The sequence below is a fragment of the Agriterribacter sp. genome (genome assembly GCF_035497235.1).
In the GTDB taxonomy this organism is placed as follows: Bacteria; Bacteroidota; Bacteroidia; order Chitinophagales; family Chitinophagaceae; genus Agriterribacter.
Genome location: NZ_DATJEB010000017.1, coordinates 12775 through 36753, shown reverse-complemented (window position 1 = coordinate 36753; position 23979 = coordinate 12775). Strand labels below are relative to the sequence as shown.

Below are 23979 nucleotides of genomic sequence, written 5' to 3'. Positions count from 1 at the left end.
GAAAAATTTTACGCTAATATGGAATGGCTGGCAAACCCTGAAGCATGGATATCGCTGCTAACGCTTACTGTACTGGAAATTGTTTTGGGCATTGATAACATTGTTTTTATTTCCATCATCTCCGGAAAACTTCCTCCCCATCAGCAAAAAAAAGCCAGGAGAATAGGACTGTCACTTGCAATGATCACAAGAGTATTATTGTTGCTTTCCATTAGCTGGATAATGACGTTAACTGCTACGCTTTTCAGTATAGGGGATTGGTTTGGTATAGAAGAGGGAGACTTATTTGAACAATTAAAAATATCAGGCAGGGATATTATACTTATTGCGGGGGGATTGTTCCTGATCTATAAAAGCACCACCGAAATTCATGAAAGGGTAGAGGGGCATGCAGCGCAAGCAACTAAAAAAACGCCCAGGATCATTTCATTCAGCAGGGTCATCATTGAAATAATATTATTAGATGTTGTATTTTCCCTTGACTCTGTAATTACCGCTGTTGGTATGGCAGATCATATAGAAATAATGATAGCGGCAGTAGTTATTGCTGTACTCATCATGTTCGTGTCTGCAGAAAAGATCAGCAGTTTTGTAAATGACCACCCAACAGTAAAAATGCTGGCCTTGTCTTTTCTGCTGCTGATTGGTATTTCGCTCATAGCGGAAGGGTTAGACCAGCACATCCCCAAAGGATATATTTATTTTGCAATGGCATTCTCCGTTTTTGTGGAAGCGCTTAACCTGAGAGTGGCTAAAAAGCGTCAGCAAATATAATTTTGCATTTCACCCGTTCCCATTTACCTTTGCGCTTCTTTTAAACGGTACGGCAAAATCCGTACAACCTTAAAACATTGATAATCATGAAACAAGGTATCCATCCGCAAAACTACAGGTTTGTAGTTTTCAAAGACATGAGTAACGGGTCTACATTCCTTACCCGTTCAACAGCAGGTTCCAAGGAAACCATCAAATGGGAAGACGGAAATGAATATCCGCTGATCAAACTTGAAATTTCCAATACTTCGCATCCTTTCTTTACCGGGCAGAAGGTATTGGTTGATACAGCAGGACGTATTGATAAGTTCAAAAAGAAATACGCGAAAAAATAATTTCTTCGTCCAATCGAATAATGATCCCCCCGTTTTACCGGGGGGATTTTTGTACACGGTAAATTTGCATTTATTCTTCAGGCATGCCGATCATATTATTTGACACACCGCAGAGAGACCTGTTGTATCCTTTTACAGGCATTCGCGCTATAGCCGATATACGTGCCGGTATACTTACCGTTAAAGAAAGATGGGAAAAGTTGACAGGTCAAAAAGTATATGTGCTTACAGCGCCCTATTTGCAGGCAGCTTATTCCTATCCCCCGGCCGGAGAAAAAATATTAGTGAATGCCGCTGTAATTCCGGATGAAAACCTGGTAAGCCTGATCATGAATTTACAGGTGCAGGAAGCTATTGTAAAGGATGGAGCGGTTATTGCCGCGGTTTCGCCTGACGATCAGGACTGGAACATACATACAATTGTTCCGGAAAAATTTGAAAACCGCATCCCATATGATCCTGCCCTTAAAAAAATAGTGCACCCCTGGCATATCTTTCAATGGAATAACGATTTGATCCGCGGCGATTTTGCTTTAATAACCGCTAACCGGCTGCACCAGTCCGCTGCAAATATTTACGGATGGACGGCGCCGGAGCATATTTTTATAGAAGACGGAGTGGTCATATCACATTGCTTCATTAACGCATCGGAAGGACCTGTTTACCTGGGAAAGCATGCCGTTATTATGGAGGGCTGTATGATACGGGGACCTTTTGCAATGGGAGAGGGAAGTGTGTTGAAAATGGGAACTAAGATATACGGTGCAACCACCCTTGGGCCTTATTGTACCGCCGGCGGTGAAATTAAAAATAGTGTAATGATGGGTTACAGCAGTAAAGCCCATGACGGCTATTTGGGCGACTCGGTAATAGGAGAGTGGTGCAACCTTGGCGCAGGCACATCCAATTCTAATGTAAGGAATGACGCCGCTGTGGTATATAGCAATAAGGGGCAAACCAATAGCATAGCTGTTGGGTTTAAATGTGGATTATTAATGGGCGATTATAGCCGCAGCGCTATTAATACTTCGTTTAATACCGGTACTTTTGCAGGAATAGCCGCTAATATATTCGGACAGGGTTTTGCACCCAAACACCTGCCCGATTTTACCTGGGGTTTTACGCAACGCTATATCTTTGATAAAGCCATTACACATATTGCTAACTGGAAAAAATTGAAACAGCACGATTTAACATCTGGCGATATACAAATACTTGAGCATCTTTATAAACAAACCATACCATGAGACAACAAATAGCGGCAGCCAACTGGAAAATGAATTTAACGCTTGATCAGGCAGAGCGTTTAATAGACGAAATATTAAAAGCGCCCCATCATTTGCAAGCGCATCAAAAAGTTGTGTTTGCGGTTCCATTTCCCTACCTGCTGCCGGCACAGCAGAAAGTATCGGAAAAACTCAATTTTTTTACCGCGGCGCAAAACTGCTATACACAAAGCCGCGGCGCGTATACCGGCGAAACCTCAGCGGAAATGCTGCAATCCATTGGTGTGGAATATGTGGTATTGGGCCACTCGGAAAGGCGGGAATATTTTGGTGAATCCAATGCAATGCTTGAAGAAAAAGTGGGTATGGCATTAACATATGGCTTAACGCCTATATTCTGCTGCGGTGAAGCGTTGCAGGTCAGGGAATCGGGCACCCAGAATGATTACGTGGAAAAGCAATTGAAAGAAAGTCTTTTTAATCTTCATGAAGAGCAAATGCAGAAACTGGTAATTGCTTACGAACCTATATGGGCGATAGGCACAGGTAAAACAGCCACTGCTGCACAGGCCCAGGAAATGCATGCACACCTGCGCAATGTACTTGCCAGGCAGTATGGCGATATTGTTGCCGGCGCAGTTCCCATTTTATATGGCGGCAGTGTAAAGGGCAGCAACGCCAAAGAGCTTTTTGCACAACCCGATGTAGATGGCGGTTTGGTAGGCGGCGCTTCCTTAGTTGCGGCAGATTTTGCGCAAATTATAGATGCGTTGAAGTAGGCCGATTATATATATCTTTTTTAGCAGTATTTTCTATGATTGGGCAATCCGCATTAAATGCATGATATTTCAACGCCTTATATACCAAAGTATATTGTGGAGGGGAATATATTTTGTTTCGGTCTTAGGATTAAATATAATGATTGCCCGTTATTATGAAGCTGCGGATAGCGGGCTTATTTATTTTATTACCAATAGCCTGGCCTTAGTTGTTACGATCAGCAGCCTGAGCCTGGAATCGGGTATTGCTTATTATATTGCTTCTGGGAAAATGGAATCATCCGTGCTTTCCAATTTTGCGATAGCCTGGTCGGTGATCTCCGCAGTATTGATCTATCTGCTATTGAAAATCTTAATATTTTCAGAAGCCATCCCTCCATTTTACAGCTCCTATTATTTTGAAACGATCTGTTATATCGGAGGTTGTGTTCTGATTAATTTTTTTACTGCGATTTTTTATGCGGAGAGGGATTTTTTTACGCCTAATATCATTATGACGTTGGTTAATTTTCTATTGATATTACTTATGCCTTTTAGTGAAGGATACTGGATTGATCAGAATCAATATACAACCATCTACTTTTGGGGATTTTTAATGCAGGGTATTTTAGTAGGGAGTTGTTTTGTATTGCGGAACCGGAAAAGATGGAAAATAGTATTTCCTTCGAAGAAAACCCTGCTACCTGTATTCCGATATGCATTTAAGGCCTTTGGAGCCAACCTCCTTTTCTTTCTTCTGTACAGAATTGATTACTGGTTTGTTGAAAGGTACTGTTCTGCCGATGACTTGGGTAACTATATACAAGTATCTAAATTAGTACATGTGTTCCTTGTGATACCGGCAATAATGGCCAGCGCAATATTTCCAATCGCTGCAGGGAATAATAAGGAATCAGCGAGAAAATCTGTATTATTTCTTTCCAGGGTAATCACCTGTTGCTATATTTTCATATCACTCATTTTGATAGTTATTGGGTATTGGTTTTTTCCTTTCCTGTATGGAAATACTTTTGATAATATGTATATTCCCTACCTTTTACTGCTTCCTGGTATCTTTTTCCTTAGTATATTAAATTTGCTTGGCGCTTACTTTGCGGGGCGAAACAGTGTAGTACTGAATATTATTTGTTCCGCACTTGGACTTGCAGTAATAGTTGCCGGCGACATTATTTTTATTCCTGCAAATAGAATTAAAGCAGCCGCATTGGTAAGCAGCATGGGATATTTTGTAAGTCTTGTATTTCTTATTCGTATGTTCGCTCTGCAATACACTTTAAGTTTGAAGGAATTGCTGGTATTGCAGAAAAGAGATATCCAAACAATCAAAACCTGGCTTATTCATAAGTTTCATTAACTACAGTTTAATATGAAATGGTTAAACAAACTGAGATGGGCTAACCTGTTTGCCGGCTTACTTTGGCTAAGAAGCTCATTGAAGCGCAGGATAACTCCTGCGGCAGGTATCATTTTCCCATCTCCGATTGCACTTGTAAACCGGATTGATTACATTTTGCAATATTGTTCAGGTAAAACGGTTTTGCATTTCGGATTTACAGACTATCCTTACACCCGGGAGAAAATTGATACGGGCGAACTTTTACATCTGCAACTCAAAAAAGTTACTAAATACCTTTTCGGCATTGACAACCAGGAAGTATCTTTAAATAAGTATATTCAGATTACAGGAGATAGCCGGGTGAGTAAAGGAGATATTTTAGACAAGGAATCACTAAAAATAATTGATCAGTCATTTGATATTGTATTATTAGGTGAAATCCTTGAACACCTTAAAGATCCACACCAGGCTATAGAAAATTTATACAATATATTTCCTCCTGCTACTGTTTTTCTGGTTACCGTACCCAACTATACGTCATTAAACGCCATTGCCGGAAGCCTTCACGGCAAGGAAATGATTCACCCGGATCATTACTGGTATTTTTCACCGGTTACCCTTTTGCGTTTGTTCCCGGATGACAAATTTGAAATAGATGATGTTATGTGTGGGATGTACTTTCAAAAAGATAAGCGGATTAATTTTGTTTTGCAAAAGTTCCCTTTACTTGGAGACTGCATAATAGGCGCTTTTAAACGAAAATAGTATGAAAGTACTCTGGCTCGTAAGCTGGTATCCTAATCAATTTAATCCATTTGACGGCGATTTCATAGAACGTCATGCAAAAGCTGTATCCCAATATTCAGCTATCACTGTTATACATGTAGTACAATACGGTCCCCAAATTGAAGTTCCCCGGAAAAAGGTTGAAATAAAAGAAGCTGAAAATGTAAAAGAATACATCATATATTTTGCCTTTAAAAGAACAGGTATTCCGCTGCTTGATAAAATAATATACAATGGAAAATATTATTTAACGTATAGCCGGTTCATCCGGAATTATTTTAAAGAGGCAGGTCTTCCTGATCTTGTACACGTTCACGTTCCAATGAAATCCGGGGTAATTGCAAAGTGGATAAAAAAGAAATGGAATATACCGTATATTATTTCGGAACATTCCTCCGCTTACTATAAACTCATTCCAGACAATTATTTTAACCGCAGTGCTTATTACCGGCATACGGTGTCCGGAATATTTAAACATGCCGCTAAAGTTACAACAGTATCAGCGGCACTGGGTAAGCGGCTACAGGAAATTTTCAGCCTGCCATCTTTCCTCGTTATTCATAATGTAGCTGACACGAACGTTTTCTTTCCCGGTAAAAATCAGTCCCCGGTATTCCGGTTCTTTCACGCGTCAACGATGAATCATCCCAAAAACGTTGAAGGAATTTTATACGCCCTGGCCGGGCTCAGCACTCAACGGGGCAATTGGGAATGCATCCTGGCCGGGTGGGAAACGCCTCAATTAAGGCAAATAGCTGCTTCACTCGGACTTGATAAAATGATCAAATGGACAGGCGTTTTAACTCATGAGCAGGTAGCCATGGAAATGCAATATGCTCACGCCTTAGTTATGTTCAGCAGATACGAAAATTTTCCCTGCGTAATCATTGAAGCATTGTGTTGCGGGTTACCGGTAATTGCCACAAATGTTGGGGGTATCCCGGAAGCCATTAGTGATTCAAACGGATGGCTGGTTCCATCTGAAAATGAAGGAGATCTGCTTAAAGCAATGATCCGGATGATAGACAATTATGATGCATTTAATCGCTATGAGATTGCAAAAGACGCGGAAAATAAATACAATTATGGCGTAATTGGCAAACAATTTTATAGCCTGTATCAACAAGTACTTACTCAAACAATTCCATCCGCGTTTTAGGCCGGCGGGCGTCTTCCCATTTAAAGTTTTTAAATCTTCGTCTCTCCTCCGGCACCTGTGTTACCGGGTAAAACCCGCCTTTTACTTGGTATAACCATGTAATTTTATCCAGCTCCTTTTGTATAAAATACAGGTTAATTAAATCTGCCTGCGCGTAATTGGCGCCTGTATATGCGCTGTCGTTATCCTGCAAGTAATACAGGCTTTCGGCGCTGCCTTTGGCCATAATGTGGTCTATGTCGCCATCTTTAAAAAAACCATTGATCACATTTCCCTTTAACTGGTTATAAAAGCTATCATTACTTCTGCTGATGCTGAAAGCGTTTTCAAGCACTTCAATATGATCCGGCTTCTTGTTTTTGGTATACAGGTAAATGGTATCTCCCGTAATCTGGCTTTCTTTTGCCCACACAATAGGGTTCGTGTATAATCGAAAAATAGAATCTCTTCCCGAAAAGAACATGCTGTCGCAAACCGCCTGCATGGAATCAGAAAATATCCGTACGTGATGAAATGCCCGGAAAAAGCGTACACTATCTATCCTTTCAATATCCCGCACCTTAATTTCTTTAAAGGTATCTGCACCGGGTAATGCTATTGTATGCGTTGCCAGGCTATCGCTGTTATCCTTCTTGTGGAGCGAATCTTTAACCAACGGAAGTAGTGTGGAATCTGTTAAGGAGATGATAGGCGCATCTATCGGGGCATTTGCTACTATTTGCTGCTTTACTGCTTCAGCCCGGGGCGGTCTTTCTAACCGTTGCATTGCGGTATCCTTGCTGGCTTCAGCGGGTAGGGTGCTATCGTGCTGCGGAAAGAAGGCTGTTTGCGGGCTTAAAGAGCCGGCAAATGAACTGCTGTCTTTCACATATAAGGTATCCATTTTAATACCCGAATACAGGGAATCGCCGGTAATAAATAAGGAATCATTATCCTGCTTAATAATCATTACCGGTTTCCCGGTGGCGAGTACCGTTTTTGTATCCCGGTTAAAATCGCTTTTTTCCGATAAGAGCGTTACGCCCTGCGCTGTATCAATGTATACAAAATTACCTTCCGCGTGTCCTTCGCCTGTAGTTTTATTAAATTGAATATAATCAGCGGTAATATACTGCGTACTGTCTTCAATAACCGGACGTTTGCCAAAGTTGGCAAGCCCTTTATTCATATCATAATAACCATCGGATGTTCGTATAATGGATTTACCATCGTTAATGGTAGTGGGCGATACAAAAGTGGCAATTTGTGTGTTGGCGTTATATAAAAGCGTATCGGTTGCCATGGTATATTCAGGATCTATGAGATTCACTTTCTTCCTGAAATACGCATCTTTTGTATCCGCATAATAATATCCTTCTTTGCTGGTAAGCGTGGAGGTAGACGTTACAATTTTACCGCCATCTAAGTAAGTACCTGTTTTAGTATTAAGGTCATATTCCAGCGCTTCTGTAGTAAGCGTTGCTTTTCCATCGCTGAGCTTTACATTTTTCCGGAGATGGGCTATCCTGGTATTGCCATAATAGATAAGATACTGTGAATACACATTTACGCTGTCTGCATCATTAATATGAATATTGCCAAAAACCTCGATGATATTTTGCTGCTTATTCATAATAATACTATCGCCATTAAAAAAGGTATTTCCCTGGCGGAGCATTGCATTGCCAACTAATAATTGTAATTCAACACTGTCTTTCTTTTCAAATTTCAGGATATCCGAACGGATAAGGTGTACTTCGCGGATGCTGTCTTTTGGTTGCCCTGAAGAAAGGGGGGAACTGGCCGCTCCTGGTTTTTGCTGTGCCCATGCCAAATGAAAGAGGAGCAGGGAAAACACGGATAATACCAACCTTATTCTTGTATTCATTTCCTTTTTTTATCTGTAGCTGGCACTGTAGTTAGCGAATCAGGCAAAGGAGTCATTAAAGGGGCTGATTTATCTTTTTTGCCAAATACCAACCCGCCGGTATACCTGCGCGGATGTATGCGGAAGTCCTGTAATAAAACATTCAGGCTATTGGCTGTGGAATTAAGGTTCGTATATAATTTTTTGTCGTTCATCAGCAGCCCCAACGTACCATCGTTGTTGTTTACTTTATGTAAAGCAGTGCTCAGTTCAGTAACTGCTGCATCTAATCTTGTTAAAGTCTGCTGTAGTTCCAGCCCGGCAAGCTTACCTGTAGTATTTTTGAGATTAACGAAAATTTCGGTAATGGTATCATTGTTTTTTTTAAGATTCCCCGTAAAGGCGCTGGCATTAGACAAGGTTTGGGCTAATGCCCCGGTTTGTGTGTTCAGTAAACTGTTCAGGTGAGCGGTGGATATGGCCAGGTTGGCAAAAATAGATTGAAAATTATTTTGAGTGCGCGGATCAAAAACGTTCCCGATTAATTTTAATACGGAATCAAGCGTTTGTAAAGAGGCATTTATTTTTACCATTGCCGGATCAAGACTGCCTTTAACCTGGTCGAGCAAACCCAGGGTAGCATTCGTAGCAAGCGTATCGCCGCTTTTTGCAAAGGAACTGGCGTTACCCAGGTCTATATCTAAGGTAGTATTACCCAATAAGCTGCCGGAAATGTGAGCGATGGAATTTTTAGGAATATTGATGCTTTTGCTGAGATTTAAAGTAACCAGGATGCCACTGAGGTTTTGATCCGTTTCCTGCATTTTATATACTTTACCTACCTGCAGGCCATTGATCATAACGGCATTGGAAACCGACAGCCCTTCTACGGAATGGAAAATAGTATATACTGTAAAATTTTTTTCAAAAATGGGTTTTCCTTTTAAGAAGTTGAAGCCCAGTATAAGCAACGTAATAGCAATTGCTGTTAAAGCACCTACCTTGGTTTCATTAGAAATTTTCATCCCTTAATTTTTATTTTTGATCCGGATGCCGGATAAAACGAATTTGTTTTCAATATTACAATTAACCAGCCAAAAACCTCAGGATGAACGATCGCGACCTTTCACTTATTATTCAAAATTAATACATCATCAATACTTCTTTACAAAAATAGGATATTCGGGCAAAGCGCGGGTGTATTGCTTCTGAATGCTTAAGGACGCTGCACTTCCGGAGTCTTTGAACCGGATGAAGAAAGGGATGGCTGCTCTTTAACCGCTTCCGCATTGGATACGCCGGCAGCGTTTCTAAGGTTATCCTGTACATTTTTAAAATTCACTATAGCTTTTACAATAGCGGCCGACATTTCGTTCTGTCCCTTTTCACTGTTCAGGTAATCTTCTTCGTCTTTGTTGGTGATAAACCCCGTCTCAATCAGTACAGCAGGCATATTGGTGGCCTGTAATACCCATATGCCTTTTTCATTACGCTGTAACACGCCATCACTTTTTCGCCCGTTTTGCTCAAACTCAGATTCAATCATGGAGGCCAGCCGAACGCTGTTCTTAAAATATTTTTGCACCCATAACCTGCTGGCAATGGCGCCTTCCGGGGTAGAGGGGTCGGGCACGCCGGTTAGCTCTCCTTCCGATTCAAAACGTTCTGATACGGCATCGGCTTTATGCGTATCCCTGTCGGCAGCCCATACATAGGTACCTGTACCGTAGCGGGGGTTAGGTGTGGTCCATCTTTTATATACGGGTTCTTTTTTTGTATGCTTTTTTCTTTTGCTGCCTTTCCCGGTATAATAAGTGCGGGTACGGTATCCTGTAACCTGCGAATGACGGATGGCAGGAGCGGCATTTACATGTATACAAATAAAGAGGTCGCCTTTGTTTTCATTGGCAAAAGCCGCCTTTTCCCTTACAGGCTGGGTAATATCGCTGGTTCGCGTTTGAATTATTTTTGTTTCCGGCAATTCCTTTTCCAGTAGAGCACCTACTTTTAAAGCAAGTTGTAGTGTTATCTGGGCTTCGGTAGAATAACTTCCCTTAGCTCCCTGATCCACACCCCCATGTCCTGCATCCACAATAATCGTTTTAATACGGCTTTGGCTTTGCGAAAAACAAACCAGGGAAATAAAAAAAGAAAAAAGAAAAAAGGATGCAGCGATGATTTTTTTCTTCATGCCCTTGTTAAAATTTAATGGGGTTTAGTAATTCAGTTTCAATCTTCACGTTTTCTTACCTGTAATATGGCTATTTTTGTTGCCCAGTGTATGTATGAAAAATAAACATCGCAAATTTAAGCGAAATTACATATTTACCTCCACCTTACTGCTGCTTACTATTGCAATAACGCATATTGGAAGGGCAAAAATCCATCATCCATTTGCTTTTGACAATTATTTAACAGCGCTTACAGATACTATTCCGCCATCAATGGATTCCATTCCTGTTGCTGTAGCAGATACACTTATCAAAAAAAATAAGCCGGATTCTTTGCGCGGCGATTCTGCGCACAGGGTTAAAGTAGACACTTTTAGCGTGAAAATGTCTAAAGATTCTATTGATGCCCCTGTTGAATATGAAGCGAAAGACTCAATGGTGCTGGATGTAACTGCTCAGAAATTATACCTCTATGGTGAAACCGGTGTAAAATATAAAGATGTAGACCTTAAGGCGCCGGAAATTGTTTTTGACCAGCAAACCAATATGGTAAAGGCAAGAATGAAGCTGGATACGGCCGGCAAAATATTGGGACAGGCTACTTTGGTACAGGGAGATATGACCACGGTGAATGACAGCCTGGAATTTAATTTTAAAACACAAAAAGGACTTACGCATAGCAGTTATTTTCAGCAAAGTGAATTGTATAACTATGCCCAGGTAGTGAAAAAAGTTGACGCGCAAACCATTTATGCTTTTAAGGGCCGTTTTACCACCTGTAATTTAGATACGCCGCACTTTGCCTTTCGTGCAAGAAAAATAAAATACATCAGCAAAAAAATGGCCGTTACCGGCCCGGTGGGTGTAGAGTTTGAAAATGTGCCCGTGTTGCCCATTATCCTGCCTTTTGGTATGTTTCCCCTGCAGCAGGGAAGGCATTCCGGGTTTTTGCCTCCCCAGTTTACCGTTACAGATGGTTTTGGTTTGGGGCTGGAAGGACTGGGGTATTATAAAGTTATTAACGACAACTTCGATATTACTACACGGGCAGATATTTATTCTTACGGGAGCTGGCGATTAAACCTTAGCCCTACTTACCGGGTAAGGTACCGGTATAACGGCTCACTCAATTTTAGCTACCAGAATACGCACCAGGGCTTCAAGGGAGACGCGGATTATGCAAAGAACAAGAGCTTCTTTTTAACCTGGAGCCACCGGATGGACAGCAAAGCAAGGCCGGGCGTAAATTTTTCGGCAAGCGTCAACGCGGGGTCAAGTTCCTATACCAAATATTTGCCTACGAATGCCATTATTGACCAAAGCAACGGCGCGGGAGGATCTTATAGTCAGCCTCAAAGTTTTGCTAACCAGTTAAGTTCTTCTATATCTTATCAAAAAACCTGGATTGGAAAGCCTTATAACCTTTCGGTGAACTTAAATCATAATCAAAACAACAACACGAGCGTAGTTAATCTTAACCTTCCGGATATTAATTTTAATGTAAATACTTTGTATCCGTTTCAACCGCAGGAAATTGCGGGGTCAGGAAAATGGTATTATAAACTGGGTATCGGCTACACAGGCAGTGCACGCGGTATAACTTCATTTGTTGATACCTCGTTTACCTTTAAACAAATGATTGATACCTTTCAGTGGGGAGCACAGCATAATATACCTATTTCCTTAGCGCTGCCGCAATTAGGATCCATACAAATTTCACCGGGCTTCAGCTACCAGGAAAGAATGTATTCTCAAAAACTGTTCAGAACATGGAATAACCAAACCAATAAAGTAGACAGCACTGTTAGTAAAGGCTTTTACAGCGCCCGTGATATTTCGATGTCGGTATCTTTTAGTACGGCAATGTTCGGTACGTTAAACATGAAAGATAAGAATGCCAAAGTACAGGCTATCCGCCATGTTATGCGGCCGCAAATGAGTATAGGATATAAACCCGATTTGTCTAAATCGTATTATGTAAATACTCAAACAGACACAAGCGGCCGCAGGAGGATGTTATCGCAGTATGATGGCGGAGTATATGGTCCATTTGGGTATGGCCGATCGGGAAGCATAGGGTTTGGTATTGATAACTTTTTGGAGATGAAAGTAAGAGACAAGCCCGATAGCACCAGGGAGGAAGAGGGGGATGGCCTTAAAAAGGTAAAGCTGATTGACGGATTTGGCATAACGGGAAGTTATAATCTTCTCGCAGATTCATTTAAGCTTTCTACGTTTAACCTGTATGCACGCAGCACCCTGTTTGATAAGATTAATATTACGGCCAGCGCCAATATTGATCCTTATCTTATTGATAGCATGGGATTCAGGATCAATAAATATGCCTGGCAGGATAATAAGGTTTCCTTAGGCCGTTTTACCAATGGCAGCCTTTCTGTATCCACCAGTTTTAAAAGCAGGGAAAAAGATAAGGATAAAAAGGCGGCGAAGAATGAGTTACAATATGATAATTATGATAACCTCACGGCAGATGAAATAGAACAACAGATGGATTATGTTCGCAGAAATCCTTCCGAGTTTGTTGATTTTAATATTCCCTGGTCAATTAACCTTTCCTATTCACTCAGCTTTAGTAATGTACTCCGGAGAGACTATAGCGGCTTTGATACGCGACTTACTTCAAGCGCGCAGTTCAACGGTGATTTTAGCTTAACGGAAAAATGGAAAGTAGGCGCCAATGGCTATTTTGATTTTCAAACTTTAAAGATACCTTCTTTTTCCATGTTCATCTCCCGTGAAATGCATTGCTGGCAGATGTCTATTAATGTTACACCCTTTGGATTGTGGCGTTCTTTTAATATTTCTATCTATCCAAAGTCGGGCATGCTGCGCGATCTTAAAATAAACCGTACCCGTACTTTCAGGAATAATTAGCGGCATTCGATTTATAGTAATCGTACATGATCTTAAATACCTTCTCCTTTAAGTCGGCCGCTGTATCACCGGGCTGTACCGGAACCGGCGCAAGGAAATCCATTCGCAGGGTTGCCGGCCACAAATAAAAAGGTTTACTGCTGCCCGGCATTACTTTCCTGGTATTGAACAACAAGGCGGGTATGATAGATTTACCGGTATCTGCTGCCAGCTTAAAAGCCCCGTCATGAAAGGATTTTAAAGGCTCATTGGTTTTATTCCTTGTTCCTTCGGGATATATGCACATATGAAGCCCTTGCTCCAGCACGGCTTTCATTTTACTATAGCTTTCTTTACGGCTGCGCTCACTTTTACGATCAACTAATACGGAACCCCTTGCATAGATCAACCCAAACAGGGGTATTTTTGCCAGTTCTGATTTGGCTATTGTTTTATTGGGGCCGGGAATTTGCGGTGTGGTAACGGGTATGTCCATGTAGGAATTGTGATTACTAACCACGATATAATTCTGCTTTGGGGAAAAATGCGCTTTGCCTTTTACAACGATCCGGCAACCGATCATAAAAAGAAAAAAATCCATCCATGCTTTTGATATCCTCCGAAATATTTCCGTACCATGTGGCTCCTTTATATAATTGGTTAGCCAGATAGGTACAACCGCTATAAGCAAGGTGGCAATAAATATAATGGCTCCCCAAAAAGCCCATATACGACCAAGTATGTTTTTGATAACAACCATATTAAATCCGGATACTGATCCCGCACGTTTGCAACGAAATTCGATATAAAAGCATCAGGAACCAAATAACAAATAAAACCTGTCTGCCGGGGTGGATTCAAATTTCAAATCCGGGCTTTGGCACTCCCTGTTAACACCGCTGTTGAATTTTCTGATGTATGGTTTATCATTAAAAAAACCGTACTTTCATTATTCCAACTCACCAAACAAAAGGAGGTATTCATGAAATCTGCAGTATATTCATGGAAGCCTTCGGTTAGTATCGCCTAACCGGGCTTATTCCATAAAAATAGCTGAGGCCACCTGTTCAACCAGGTGGCTTTTTTATGCATGGCATCCAATACATTAAAAACAGCATTACATACGGTGTTCGAAGGAGTACACAAAGCAATGATTATTTATTATTTTTTTGAAACGGCAATTTAAATGTATTGAAGACATCGGGATATCGCCAATGTTCAGTAATATTATACTCCGAAAATATCATACGCGCAATATTTCACCGATCTTTTACAAGATTGGTGAGGTATTCCAAAATGAGGTATTGTAAAAAATATAAAAAACATGAAGTTCAAATACGTTTTTAATTTAAAGCACAGCAGTTTTTTTCCATTATGGCTATTCCTGCCTATAATTATACTGCTATTGCTTTTGAATACCGGTATTGCAGCGCAGAATCTGGCTGTAAAAGCCACTTCCCTTTTTGATGGCAAAACACTGAAAGGCTGGAAAACCGTAAATCCTGCCGACCAGCGCCTCTGGTATGTTAAAGACAGCGTGATGATGTGTGGCGATGGCATTAATAACATCCCGTCTAACACCTACCTGCATACAGAAAAAGAATATGGCGATTTTGAATTTCGTTGCCTTTTCCGTTTGTCGGGCGATGAAAAAACGGGTATGATCAATAGTGGTATTCAATATCGTTCAATAATAAGAAATGGTGAAATTGTGGGCTACCAGGCAGATATTGGCAATGGTTACTGGGGAGATATTTATGATGAACATCGCCGTGGTAAGCTGGCTGGCGGAGACCTTAGCATTTTACATCGCCTGTTAAAACCCGATGGCTGGAATAGTTATATTATCCGCGTTAAAGGCAATTATCATGAATTGTACATTAACGGCGTTAAAACCTGCGAATACACCGAGAAGGATTCTACAATTCCGGCTAAAGGCGTTATTGCCGTTCAAATACACAGCGGAGGCGCCGGCATAGTTGAGTTCCGCGATATTACGATTACTGAATTACCCTGATCTTTTATTATTTACAATTTTCAACACATGAAATTTTCCGGCTTTCTCCTTGTTTTTACAAGCCTGTTTTTTATTTCCGCACCAACAACAGAAAGCATACAAAGCATTCCGCCCGACAGGGTTAATACGCCCGAAGAAGAATTGGCGGGCTTTAAAGTGCCTGAAGGCTTTGTGGTAGAGCTGGTAGCGAGTGAACGGGATGGTATTATTAACCCGGTTGATCTTACGTTTGATGATGCAGGAAGACTGTGGACGCAAACGGCCAGGATGTACCCGCTGGATCCCGTTGCGGATATACAATGGAACGATTTATTGAAGCTGATGGATGATCCGGAAGCGCAACGTAACCATCCCGCCTTTAAGCGTATCCTTGACCTGTACCAGGGTAAAACGAAAGGCACCGACCAGGTGCTTGTACTCTCTGGTTTGTATGGCAATGGCCCCGTAAAAACGGAAGTTTGGGCCGATGGGCTTACGATCCCCATGAGTATATTGCCATATAAAGACGGCGTGTATGTAGCGCAGGGATCGGAAGTTTTTTTCCTGAGAGACAGTAACCATGATGGCAAAGCCGATGAGCGCATTCCGTTGCTCACGGGCTTTGGCTTCACCGATACGCATACCATGCCGCATGTGCTGGTAAGAGCTCCCGGTAACTGGATCAACTTCAGCCAGGGAGCGCTTAATAAAGGAGAAGCGTCTTCCCTGCGCAGCGATGTTAAGCTGAAAATAGATTACAGTAAGATAGCCCGCTTTTCAATGGATGCCAAAAAGATGGAATTAGTAAATGCCGGTTTGAATAATATATGGGGCTACCAGCTCAGGAACAACGGGCAATGGTATGGCTGCGAAGCCAACGACCTTGGATATTCCATTGTTCCTATGGAGCCCGGCACAGGATACCCCGGTATTGGAAACGAACGCTTGCGCCCGTATCAGCCCTGGATGCCCGAACTGCATAAGTTTCGGGTAGGCGGCACCGGTATATCCGGACTGGCTTTTCCCGATGATCTTTCCGGATCGTTTCCGGCTCAATGGAAGAACGTGGCTTTTTTGGCCAACCCTATTACCAGCACTGTTAACGCCGTTAAAATTACGCGCAATGCCGATGGAACCGTTAGCGCAACACACCTGCCCGACCTGCTTACATCGGAAGACAAATGGTTTCGCCCGGTTAATATGGAGTTTGGCCCCGATGGTTGTTTGTATATAGCCGACTGGTATAATAAGATCATCTCGCACAATGAAATTCCTACCACCCATCCCGACAGGGATAAAACGCATGGCCGCATCTGGCGCATCCGCCATAAAAGTCAGCAACCCCGCGTTATTCCTGATTATTACCGGGTTAAAACAGAAGACCTGGTAAAAGGATTGCAGTCGCCATCCCTTTGGGAAAAACGCGCCGCATGGCATCAGGTTACCGACAGACCATTGGCGGAAACGCAAAAACTGGCCCAGCCACTCATACAGTTGGCCGCGGATGCCGGGCAGGATGAAATTACCCGCATTCATGCCCTGTGGTCATTAGAAGGCATTAAACAGTATGATGCCGGATTACTGCGGGCATTATTGCAAAGCCCGGCAGATGATCTGCGCCGCGAGGCTGTTCGCTCTTTAAACAGCTTTTCGCTTAGTGTGGCTGAAATAGCTGCGCAATTAAAAAAACTGGTGGAAGATAACAACCCAATGGTGCGTGCACAGGTGCTTCGCACACTTGATGAAGCGGGCGTGGCAAATGAGACCACAATTGATATATTGGTTCAGGCTTCAAAACCGGCGCTCGAAGGCAATGCCATGGGCGGCGCTTATGAAAGAAGCTTTGAGCGATTCCTCAGCCGTAAAGCATTAGAGCAATATCCCAATGAATTACAGTCCTATCTTAACAGCCCGGCCGCGGAAAAAATGAGCGGCGATCATTTGCTTTGGGCTATCCAGGCATTGCCTGAGGGGCAAAAAGAAACCGCTTTCCTGAAACTATGGCCCCGCCTGGGTATCAGTAAATTAGATGAGCCGGGCTTTGTATTTATTGCCGGCATGCTCAACAATACAACCATTTTTGAAACCGTAAAGCCGGTGATCCATAATAAAGCTAACGCCGCTGTATATACAAACCTCGCCTTGAAAAACCAGGCACAGTTGCAGTCGCCTGAACTGGCGGTGATGCTGCAGGAGCCGGTGGCTGTATTGCTGCGCAGCCGTTCGGAAGCTGATGTTAACCAGGCACTGGATGCCGCTGGTCGTTTTAATATTGAACAGGTACGCGCTGCCGTTATTGCCCGGATCAATGATCAGTCATCCGAAAAAACAGTGCAGTTAGCGTTGAAGGCATTAGAAAATAATCCTGCACTCAACAAAGAGATATTCGCCCGCGCGGTAAGGAATCAAAAGCTCAGCTCTGGCATCAGAACCGCGGCGCTTGCCAGTTTGGCAAAGGCAGACAAAACATCGGCACTTAGTATTGCCCGGCAATGGGTTCCCCAACTCAGTGCGGCACAGAAAAGTGAATTGGTAACAGGTTTATCCGCATCGGAAGAAGGCGCAGGATTGCTGATGGATATGTATGAAAAGAAACAGCTTGCACTGGCTTCGTTTGATTTGCCTGCGGCAGAACGTATACGCAACAGCCATAAGGAAGATACGCGGGCCACTGCTATTTGGGAAAGCGTTAAAAACAGGTACGAAGCGGAAAGGAAGGTATTTAAAGCCAGGCTTACCAAATACATGGCTATTGCCGAAAAGAAAAACGGCGATACAAAAGCGGGTAAAATACTTTTTCAAACCTGCCTGTTGTGTCATAAAGCAGGTAACGAAGGAAAGAATATAGCCCCGGCGTTAGATGGTTCGGCAAACCGCGAAAATGAAGCCCTGCTTACCGCCATCCTCGATCCGGATGCGGCCGTGGAATCCAATTACGCTGTTTACCGTGTTACCAAAAAAAACGGCAGCACCGTAGAAGGCTATCTCGTTAATAAAAATGACCGTGGTACTACCATCGCTTTTATGGGTGGCAGCCAGGTTTTTGTGGAAGCCGGCACTATTTTGAGCCAGGGCTTTTTAGGCGGGCGTTCCTTTATGGCTAAGGGACTGATTGATCATTATTCCGATAAACAGGTAGCAGATCTGCTTGCCTATATCCGTACACTTAAATAAAATAATTATGGTGAGACATTTCGGCGTGTTTAAATTTAAACCGGAAATTAATGAAGCGCAGGTAGATCAATGCTTTCGTACGATGAAAGCTATGGTAGGAAAGATTGACGGGCTATTAGATATGGAATATGGTCCGTATAATAGCAGCGAAGGTTTAAACGAAGATTTTACCCACGGGTTTGTGATGACCTTTGATACATTAACATCGCGCGATGCCTATCTTCCGCATCCTGTTCATGAAAAAGTAAAAGAATTTGTGGTACCCAAATTAGAACGGGTAATTGTATTTGATATTAATGTACCGCAAAATTGATCCTGTTATCATTTCAAGCTGAAATAAATGATGTCTCACAATAATAAATGTGTTTTAATACTGGGATGTTTTGATACGAAAGGTGAAGATTTTTCCTTTCTCCGGAACTGCATTACAGGGTTGGGAGAAAAAGTGATAACGATGAATACCGGGGTAATGGGAACTACGAAAGACTTCCCCGTTGACATTGAATCAGACCAGGTGGCATTGGAAGGTGGTTATGCCATAACGGCTTTAAGAAAAGGAGGAGACCGGGGCCATGCGGTAGACGTGATGGGCAGGGGAGCGGCGAAGCTGGTAGCCGGGCTGGTATCGGCAAACAAAATAAAAGCAGCAATTGGAATGGGCGGTGGCGGCGGTACTTATATCGCGCTTTCCGCCATGCAGGAAATTCCGTTAAGTATACCCAAACTTTGTTTGAGCACCCTGGCTGCCAAAGACCTGTCGAGGCAAATGGGAAGTAAGGATATTGTGTTAATGCCCTCCATTGTTGATGTGGCCGGACTGAACAATATCAGCAAGCTTCTAATCCGGCGTGCCGCGGCAGCCATATGCGCCATGGCAAAAATAACGGGCGAGAAAACAGGTACGGTTGCCGGAACTATTGCGATCAGTATGTTTGGTAATACATCGGCCTGTGTAGACCAATGCAGTGAGCTATTAAGGAAGCAGGGGTATGAAGTGCTGGCTTTTCATGCTAACGGGGTTGGCGGCAAAACAATGGAGTCGCTGATCCGGGAAAAATGTTTTGACGCCATTTTAGATATTACTACTACCGAACTGGCGGATGATTTATGCGGAGGCATTTGCAGCGCGGGGCCCGACAGGCTGAACGCCGCCGCCGAAATGGGCATTCCCCAGGTGGTGGTGCCCGGCTGTTTGGATATGGTGAATTTTGCGCAACCGGATACAGTGCCTGCACAATACCAATTACGGGAATTGTATAACTGGGCACCGGATGTAACTTTAATGCGAACCAACAAAGAAGAGAATAAAATACTGGGTGAAAGACTGGCGCAGAAAATAAACCGTTCGGAAGCGCCGGTAACGGTTGTATTGCCGGCAAAAGGTATTTCGCAGGTAGATGCCGAAGGAGGGGTGTTTTACAGTCCGGAAATTAACAGGGTTTTATTTGATACAATAAAGAAAAATACCAAAGCAACGATAGCTGTTATTGAAGCGGATGCGCATATCAATGACCCGCAATTTTCGGCTATGCTGGTAAGCGCATTGTTACAAGTGATGAAAAAGCGGCAGGAGCAGTTCAATACAGTTTAGCTATCTCCTATATGATGAAGAGAACATTAACACATAGAAACATAAGACACAATGGAGGGTTCAAGACCCTATATGTACCTATGATGCTATGTGCTGAAAAAACATATAGACACAATAGGAACAAAGGAGCATAATAGAAAAAAAATAAAAGCATAAATAAATAATTATGGCAAATCCATGGACTGGAAAGGGAAATCCTTATACGAAACAGGAAGTGAGGGAACGATTACAAAAAACGGTTGATCAAAACAAGGCGATTATTGCCGCCGGTGCGGGCACGGGCATTAGCGCTAAATTTATTGAGAAGGGTGGTGCAGACCTGCTCATCATATATAATTCGGGCCGCTTTCGCATGGCCGGACATGGTTCTACCGCCGGACTAATGGCGTATGGAGATGCGAATGCCGAAGCCATGAATATCGGTGAGTTTGAAGTGCTGCCGGTGGTGGAAGAAATTCCAGTGATTTGCGGCGTACATGGTTCCGATCCCCGCCGCAGGATGTGGCATCATTTATTAAAGGTGAAGGAAATGGGCTTTTCGGGCGTCAATAATTTTCCTACGCATTGTATTGTTGACGGCCATTTCAGGCAGGTTTTAGAAGAAACAGGGATGGGTTTTGACAAGGAAGTGGAAATGGTAAGGCTGGCTACTAAAATGGATTTGTTCTCTATTGTGTATGTAGCTAAAGCAGCAGAAGCCATACAAATGGCGGAAGCAGGCGCCGATGCTATTATTTCGCATGTGGGTACTACCGTAGGCGGCTCGGTGGGCGTTACAGGCGCTTCCTGTACAATGGATGATGCCATAGCGCGTACCCGCGAAATTATGGAAGCCGGCAAAAAAGTAAATCCCGGTATTTTTTTCCTGGCACATGGCGGACCTATTAATACACCCGAAGATGTACGTATGGTATTGGATAAAACAGCGGTGCATGGCTTTGTTGGCGCATCTTCCCTGGAACGGATGGGCGTTGAAAAATCCTTAACCGACTTAACGCGGAAATTTAAATCGCTTACCTTACAAATGTGACGAAATTCTCTGTAAAAAATATTTTTTACCTGATCAGAAGCATTTACTTCAACTATATTTGCATTCTAACCCAATAAATACATACTATCATGAACAAAGGAGAATTAATCGAAAAAATTTCCGCTGACGCTGCCATTACCAAGAAACAAGCCGGCGCCGTATTAGATTCATTTACCGAAGCGGTTGCAAAAACCTTAAAGAAAGGTAATAAAGTAACGCTTGTAGGATTTGGCACTTTTTCTGTCTCCAAACGTGCAGCCCGTAACGGCCGTAATCCGCAAACAGGCGCTGTTATTAAAATCAAAGCAAAGAAAGTGGCCCGCTTTAAAGCAGGTAAAGAATTGGCGGGAAAAATATAATTACCAGCATTTTATTTTTTAAAGAGGCTGCCGTAATTGTGCAGCCTCTTTGCTTTTGCTAACTGCGGCATATAAGCTATATCGGATTGTTTAATGCTAATAAAAGAAACCCAGGCAGTAAAAAAATGGTGTGAAGCATAATAATGGTGAAACGTGCTTGTTATTTCAGACATTATTATGCAATTTACATTCAATCTGTGATCAGCCTGATGCATTTCCCCCATTTCAATTCAACCCAGCTCATGATAAAACAATGCTGTAAAAGCATATGCCGGATATTGGTGCCGGTACTATTATTATTTGCCTGCAATGAAGCTTCGCAGGCGCCTAAAGCAGTGGAAATGGTTAGCAAGCCCGAAAATTTGAATAAAAAGACCAATGAAAATATTGCCATTACAATGGCTTTCGCCTCGGAGCATAACGGAAAGCTAAATGATAGCCTGATATTTAATATGCTGCCGGTAGTAAAGTTATGGTATACCGGGCTTGATTCCCTGCGTACCTGGAGCGACCAGGAGCGATGGTTGCCTATGGCTGATTCCTTATACTATTTTATCCGGCAAAGTGAAAAGTATGGTTTGTTTCCTTCAGATTACCATTTCAGCCATTTGGATATTATTCACCACAAATTAAAAACAGATTCTACGGCTATGCTGGACGCGGCGATGTGGGCACGCGGCGACCTGTTATTTACAGACGCGTTTATGCAAATCGTTAAGGATATTAAGCTGGGAAGGCTGGAAAAAGATAGTGTTACGCTCAGGAAAGATTCCGTAATTACCGATTCCTTTTATGTAGCCTTATTAAAGCAGGTACACAGCAGCAAAGCACTTACGCCTTTGCTTGAAGCACTTGAGCCTCACCACGAGGGATACGTGGAATTACGGGGCGCATTAAAAAGCTTCCTGGATTCAATGAACCGAACGAAGTACACCTACCTGTATTACCCTTTTACCGACCCGGCAGATTCACTGAATTTTATCAAAAACCTGCAAACCCGCCTGTACGAAGGCGGATATATATCATTTAATGACAGGGCGGCCGATACGGCAGCATTAACCGCAGCCGTAAAAGGGTATCAAAAAGAAAATGACCTGAAAGTGGATGGCAAAGCCGGTACAATGGTAGTGAAGTCGCTCAATAATAATGACCAGGAGAAATTTAAAACCATTGCTATTAATTTAGACCGGTACAAGCAATTGCCCGATACCATGCCGCAGCGGTACCTGTGGGTAAATATTCCTGCTTACCAGTTGCGCTTATGGGATACCGATACCCTAAAGCTGGAATCAAAAATAATTGTGGGGCAGCCCCAGACAAGAACGCCATTGCTTACCAGTACACTTACCAATTTTATTATTTTTCCGCAATGGACGGTACCCTATAGTATTATATTTAAAGAAATGCTGCCTAAAATCAGGGAAAATGTGGCATATCTTGATAAGCAAAACCTGATGGTAGTTGATAAAAATGACAGCATCATAGATCCTCATACCATTAACTGGTTCCGGTTAAACAAAAATTATTTCCCTTACCTGCTGAAGCAGCGGGAAGGTGATGATAATTCCCTGGGCGTTATAAAATTTAATTTCCGGAATAAGTACAGCGTGTATTTGCATGATACCAATGCCCGCTGGCTTTTTTCAAAAACAAACCGGGCACTCAGCCACGGATGTGTGCGGGTGCAGCAGTGGGATAAGCTATCTAAATACCTGGTGAAAAATGATTCGCTTCGTTACAAACCGGATACCTTAGCTGCGTGGATGAAAAGAAAAGAAAAGCACACCGTGAATTTTTCTCAGAAAATACCTATTTTCATACGTTATATAACCTGCGAAGCCCGAGACGGGCGCCTTGTGTTTTTTGATGATGTGTATGCAGAAGATAAAATGTCCCGGCAGGCCTGGTTTAGCAATAAATATAACCTGCTTACGTTATAGCCGCTACAATTCACTGTTTACCGGGGTAAACCTGTAAGACAGACCCTGATAATGATTTATACGCCTCAATAAAGGCACGCCTGCTCCCGGAGAAGATAACTGCGGTACCAGTTTTACAGGATGCTTCTTGTTTCATCAGGAAAAAAGGTTTAATGAAACCATTTCAATTGTTATTTATTTCGCTGTTTTGTAGCTGTACGTGTACAGTAGCACAGCATTCCCCGGCTAAGAAAACCGGCAAACATGTTGCGGTTCAGCAGGGCATAGCTAGTTTTTATGCAGATAAATTCCAGGGAAGGATGATGGCTAATGGAAAAAAATACGACCGCCATAAGCTTACAGCCGCGGCTAACTGCTATCCGCTGGGTACATGGGTGAAGGTAAGCAACCTTTCAAACAAAAAAACCGTCATAGTTCAGATTACCGACCGGATGCATCGCAAAAACAAACGGACGATTGATGTTTCAAAGGCTGCAGCGCAAAAATTGGGGTTCATCAAAAAAGGGCTTACAAGCGTACGTATAGAGATCATTAATAAACCGCAACAGGCTGAAAGACAATAATAAAACAAGTTAATAATTTGGAACGTTAATAATCAACCTT

Annotated in this window: 20 protein-coding genes; 16 read left to right on the top strand and 4 right to left on the bottom strand. The window is 42.6% G+C overall.

Translation table 11 applies throughout. The features are described 5' to 3' along the window. The first annotated feature begins 18 nt into the window (after nt 1-18). From VL121_RS05860 to VL121_RS05830, 7 genes are all read left to right on the top strand, one after another. Nucleotides 19-774, top strand: a complete 756-nt coding sequence (locus tag VL121_RS05860) for a TerC family protein (RefSeq protein WP_325403136.1) — start codon at nt 19-21, stop codon at nt 772-774. 86 nt (nt 775-860) lie between these two features. Further along, a complete protein-coding gene (locus tag VL121_RS05855) occupies nt 861-1109 on the top strand; it encodes a type B 50S ribosomal protein L31 (protein ID WP_325403133.1) in 249 nt (82 codons plus the stop codon). 83 nt (nt 1110-1192) lie between these two features. Then, a complete protein-coding gene (locus VL121_RS05850) occupies nt 1193-2356 on the top strand; it encodes a putative sugar nucleotidyl transferase (protein ID WP_325403131.1) in 1164 nt (387 codons plus the stop codon). After that, entirely contained in the window at nt 2353-3114 is a 762-nt protein-coding gene (tpiA, locus tag VL121_RS05845) for a triose-phosphate isomerase (RefSeq protein WP_325403129.1), read from the top strand. Before VL121_RS05850 ends, tpiA begins: the two co-directional genes overlap by 4 nt. Before the next feature lie 139 nt (nt 3115-3253). After that, nucleotides 3254-4468 (top strand): MATE family efflux transporter, encoded by a 1215-nt coding sequence (locus VL121_RS05840; protein ID WP_325403127.1) that lies wholly within the window; start codon nt 3254-3256, stop codon nt 4466-4468. 12 nt (nt 4469-4480) lie between these two features. Further along, nucleotides 4481-5215, top strand: coding sequence for a methyltransferase domain-containing protein (locus VL121_RS05835; protein WP_325403125.1), 735 nt, complete (start codon nt 4481-4483; stop codon nt 5213-5215). A 1-nt stretch (nt 5216) separates the two neighbouring features. Beyond that, on the top strand, nt 5217-6395 hold the full coding sequence (locus VL121_RS05830; protein ID WP_325403123.1) for a glycosyltransferase: 1179 nt from the start codon (nt 5217-5219) through the stop codon (nt 6393-6395). Here the strand turns inward: VL121_RS05830 and VL121_RS05825 are convergent. The 3 genes from VL121_RS05825 to VL121_RS05815 all read right to left on the bottom strand — a co-directional run bounded on the left by VL121_RS05825 (nt 6367) and on the right by VL121_RS05815 (nt 10432). After that, nucleotides 6367-8262 carry an OstA-like protein gene (locus VL121_RS05825; RefSeq protein WP_325403121.1) on the bottom strand — a complete coding sequence of 632 codons (1896 nt, stop codon included), beginning with the start codon at nt 8260-8262 and terminating at the stop codon, nt 6367-6369. The genes VL121_RS05830 and VL121_RS05825 overlap by 29 nt on opposite strands. Then, a complete protein-coding gene (locus VL121_RS05820) occupies nt 8259-9266 on the bottom strand; it encodes an MlaD family protein (RefSeq protein WP_325403119.1) in 1008 nt (335 codons plus the stop codon). Before VL121_RS05820 ends, VL121_RS05825 begins: the two co-directional genes overlap by 4 nt. A 191-nt stretch (nt 9267-9457) precedes the next feature. Then, entirely contained in the window at nt 9458-10432 is a 975-nt protein-coding gene (locus tag VL121_RS05815) for an N-acetylmuramoyl-L-alanine amidase family protein (protein ID WP_325403117.1), read from the bottom strand. Between the two features lie 94 nt (nt 10433-10526). On the opposite strand from VL121_RS05815, the gene VL121_RS05810 reads away from it, so the two are divergent. Continuing rightward, nucleotides 10527-13307, top strand: coding sequence for a putative LPS assembly protein LptD (locus VL121_RS05810; RefSeq protein ID WP_325403115.1), 2781 nt, complete (start codon nt 10527-10529; stop codon nt 13305-13307). Here the strand turns inward: VL121_RS05810 and VL121_RS05805 are convergent. After that, nucleotides 13294-14046 carry a lysophospholipid acyltransferase family protein gene (locus VL121_RS05805; RefSeq protein WP_325403113.1) on the bottom strand — a complete coding sequence of 251 codons (753 nt, stop codon included), beginning with the start codon at nt 14044-14046 and terminating at the stop codon, nt 13294-13296. The two genes, VL121_RS05810 and VL121_RS05805, sit on opposite strands and share 14 nt — an antisense overlap. Before the next feature lie 564 nt (nt 14047-14610). Here VL121_RS05805 and VL121_RS05800 point away from each other — a divergent pair. From VL121_RS05800 to VL121_RS05765, 8 genes are all read left to right on the top strand, one after another. Continuing rightward, nucleotides 14611-15303, top strand: coding sequence for a 3-keto-disaccharide hydrolase (locus VL121_RS05800; protein ID WP_325403111.1), 693 nt, complete (start codon nt 14611-14613; stop codon nt 15301-15303). Nucleotides 15304-15330: 27 nt separating this feature from the next. Next, nucleotides 15331-18456, top strand: a complete 3126-nt coding sequence (locus tag VL121_RS05795; protein WP_325403109.1) for a PVC-type heme-binding CxxCH protein — start codon at nt 15331-15333, stop codon at nt 18454-18456. A gap of 7 nt (nt 18457-18463) precedes the next feature. Further along, a complete protein-coding gene (locus VL121_RS05790; protein ID WP_325403107.1) occupies nt 18464-18769 on the top strand; it encodes a Dabb family protein in 306 nt (101 codons plus the stop codon). A 27-nt stretch (nt 18770-18796) separates the two neighbouring features. Beyond that, nucleotides 18797-20047, top strand: a complete 1251-nt coding sequence (locus VL121_RS05785; protein WP_325403105.1) for a Tm-1-like ATP-binding domain-containing protein — start codon at nt 18797-18799, stop codon at nt 20045-20047. A 166-nt stretch (nt 20048-20213) separates the two neighbouring features. Next, the gene (locus tag VL121_RS05780; RefSeq protein ID WP_325403103.1) at nt 20214-21077 is read left to right on the top strand and encodes a phosphoenolpyruvate hydrolase family protein; all 864 of its coding nucleotides are present in this window, start codon (nt 20214-20216) and stop codon (nt 21075-21077) included. Nucleotides 21078-21166: 89 nt separating this feature from the next. Then, nucleotides 21167-21436: an HU family DNA-binding protein gene (locus VL121_RS05775; protein ID WP_325403101.1), complete on the top strand. Its 270-nt coding sequence runs from the start codon at nt 21167-21169 to the stop codon at nt 21434-21436. Nucleotides 21437-21678: 242 nt separating this feature from the next. Continuing rightward, nucleotides 21679-23376 (top strand): L,D-transpeptidase family protein, encoded by a 1698-nt coding sequence (locus tag VL121_RS05770; protein WP_325403099.1) that lies wholly within the window; start codon nt 21679-21681, stop codon nt 23374-23376. 152 nt (nt 23377-23528) lie between these two features. Continuing rightward, nucleotides 23529-23939 (top strand): septal ring lytic transglycosylase RlpA family protein, encoded by a 411-nt coding sequence (locus VL121_RS05765; RefSeq protein WP_325403098.1) that lies wholly within the window; start codon nt 23529-23531, stop codon nt 23937-23939. Nucleotides 23940-23979 lie beyond the last annotated feature (40 nt).

What these genes read in the sequence shown, in the direction of transcription:
- VL121_RS05860 (WP_325403136.1), top strand. Translation starts at nt 19, where the DNA reads ATGGAATGGCTGGCAAACCCTGAAGCATGGATATCGCTGCTAACGCTT.
- VL121_RS05855 (WP_325403133.1), top strand. Translation starts at nt 861, where the DNA reads ATGAAACAAGGTATCCATCCGCAAAACTACAGGTTTGTAGTTTTCAAA.
- VL121_RS05850 (WP_325403131.1), top strand. Translation starts at nt 1,193, where the DNA reads ATGCCGATCATATTATTTGACACACCGCAGAGAGACCTGTTGTATCCT.
- tpiA (WP_325403129.1), top strand. Translation starts at nt 2,353, where the DNA reads ATGAGACAACAAATAGCGGCAGCCAACTGGAAAATGAATTTAACGCTT.
- VL121_RS05840 (WP_325403127.1), top strand. Translation starts at nt 3,254, where the DNA reads ATGATTGCCCGTTATTATGAAGCTGCGGATAGCGGGCTTATTTATTTT.
- VL121_RS05835 (WP_325403125.1), top strand. Translation starts at nt 4,481, where the DNA reads ATGAAATGGTTAAACAAACTGAGATGGGCTAACCTGTTTGCCGGCTTA.
- VL121_RS05830 (WP_325403123.1), top strand. Translation starts at nt 5,217, where the DNA reads ATGAAAGTACTCTGGCTCGTAAGCTGGTATCCTAATCAATTTAATCCA.
- VL121_RS05825 (WP_325403121.1), bottom strand. Translation starts at nt 8,262, where the DNA reads ATGAATACAAGAATAAGGTTGGTATTATCCGTGTTTTCCCTGCTCCTC.
- VL121_RS05820 (WP_325403119.1), bottom strand. Translation starts at nt 9,266, where the DNA reads ATGAAAATTTCTAATGAAACCAAGGTAGGTGCTTTAACAGCAATTGCT.
- VL121_RS05815 (WP_325403117.1), bottom strand. Translation starts at nt 10,432, where the DNA reads ATGAAGAAAAAAATCATCGCTGCATCCTTTTTTCTTTTTTCTTTTTTT.
- VL121_RS05810 (WP_325403115.1), top strand. Translation starts at nt 10,527, where the DNA reads ATGAAAAATAAACATCGCAAATTTAAGCGAAATTACATATTTACCTCC.
- VL121_RS05805 (WP_325403113.1), bottom strand. Translation starts at nt 14,046, where the DNA reads ATGGTTGTTATCAAAAACATACTTGGTCGTATATGGGCTTTTTGGGGA.
- VL121_RS05800 (WP_325403111.1), top strand. Translation starts at nt 14,611, where the DNA reads ATGAAGTTCAAATACGTTTTTAATTTAAAGCACAGCAGTTTTTTTCCA.
- VL121_RS05795 (WP_325403109.1), top strand. Translation starts at nt 15,331, where the DNA reads ATGAAATTTTCCGGCTTTCTCCTTGTTTTTACAAGCCTGTTTTTTATT.
- VL121_RS05790 (WP_325403107.1), top strand. Translation starts at nt 18,464, where the DNA reads ATGGTGAGACATTTCGGCGTGTTTAAATTTAAACCGGAAATTAATGAA.
- VL121_RS05785 (WP_325403105.1), top strand. Translation starts at nt 18,797, where the DNA reads ATGATGTCTCACAATAATAAATGTGTTTTAATACTGGGATGTTTTGAT.
- VL121_RS05780 (WP_325403103.1), top strand. Translation starts at nt 20,214, where the DNA reads ATGGCAAATCCATGGACTGGAAAGGGAAATCCTTATACGAAACAGGAA.
- VL121_RS05775 (WP_325403101.1), top strand. Translation starts at nt 21,167, where the DNA reads ATGAACAAAGGAGAATTAATCGAAAAAATTTCCGCTGACGCTGCCATT.
- VL121_RS05770 (WP_325403099.1), top strand. Translation starts at nt 21,679, where the DNA reads ATGATAAAACAATGCTGTAAAAGCATATGCCGGATATTGGTGCCGGTA.
- VL121_RS05765 (WP_325403098.1), top strand. Translation starts at nt 23,529, where the DNA reads ATGAAACCATTTCAATTGTTATTTATTTCGCTGTTTTGTAGCTGTACG.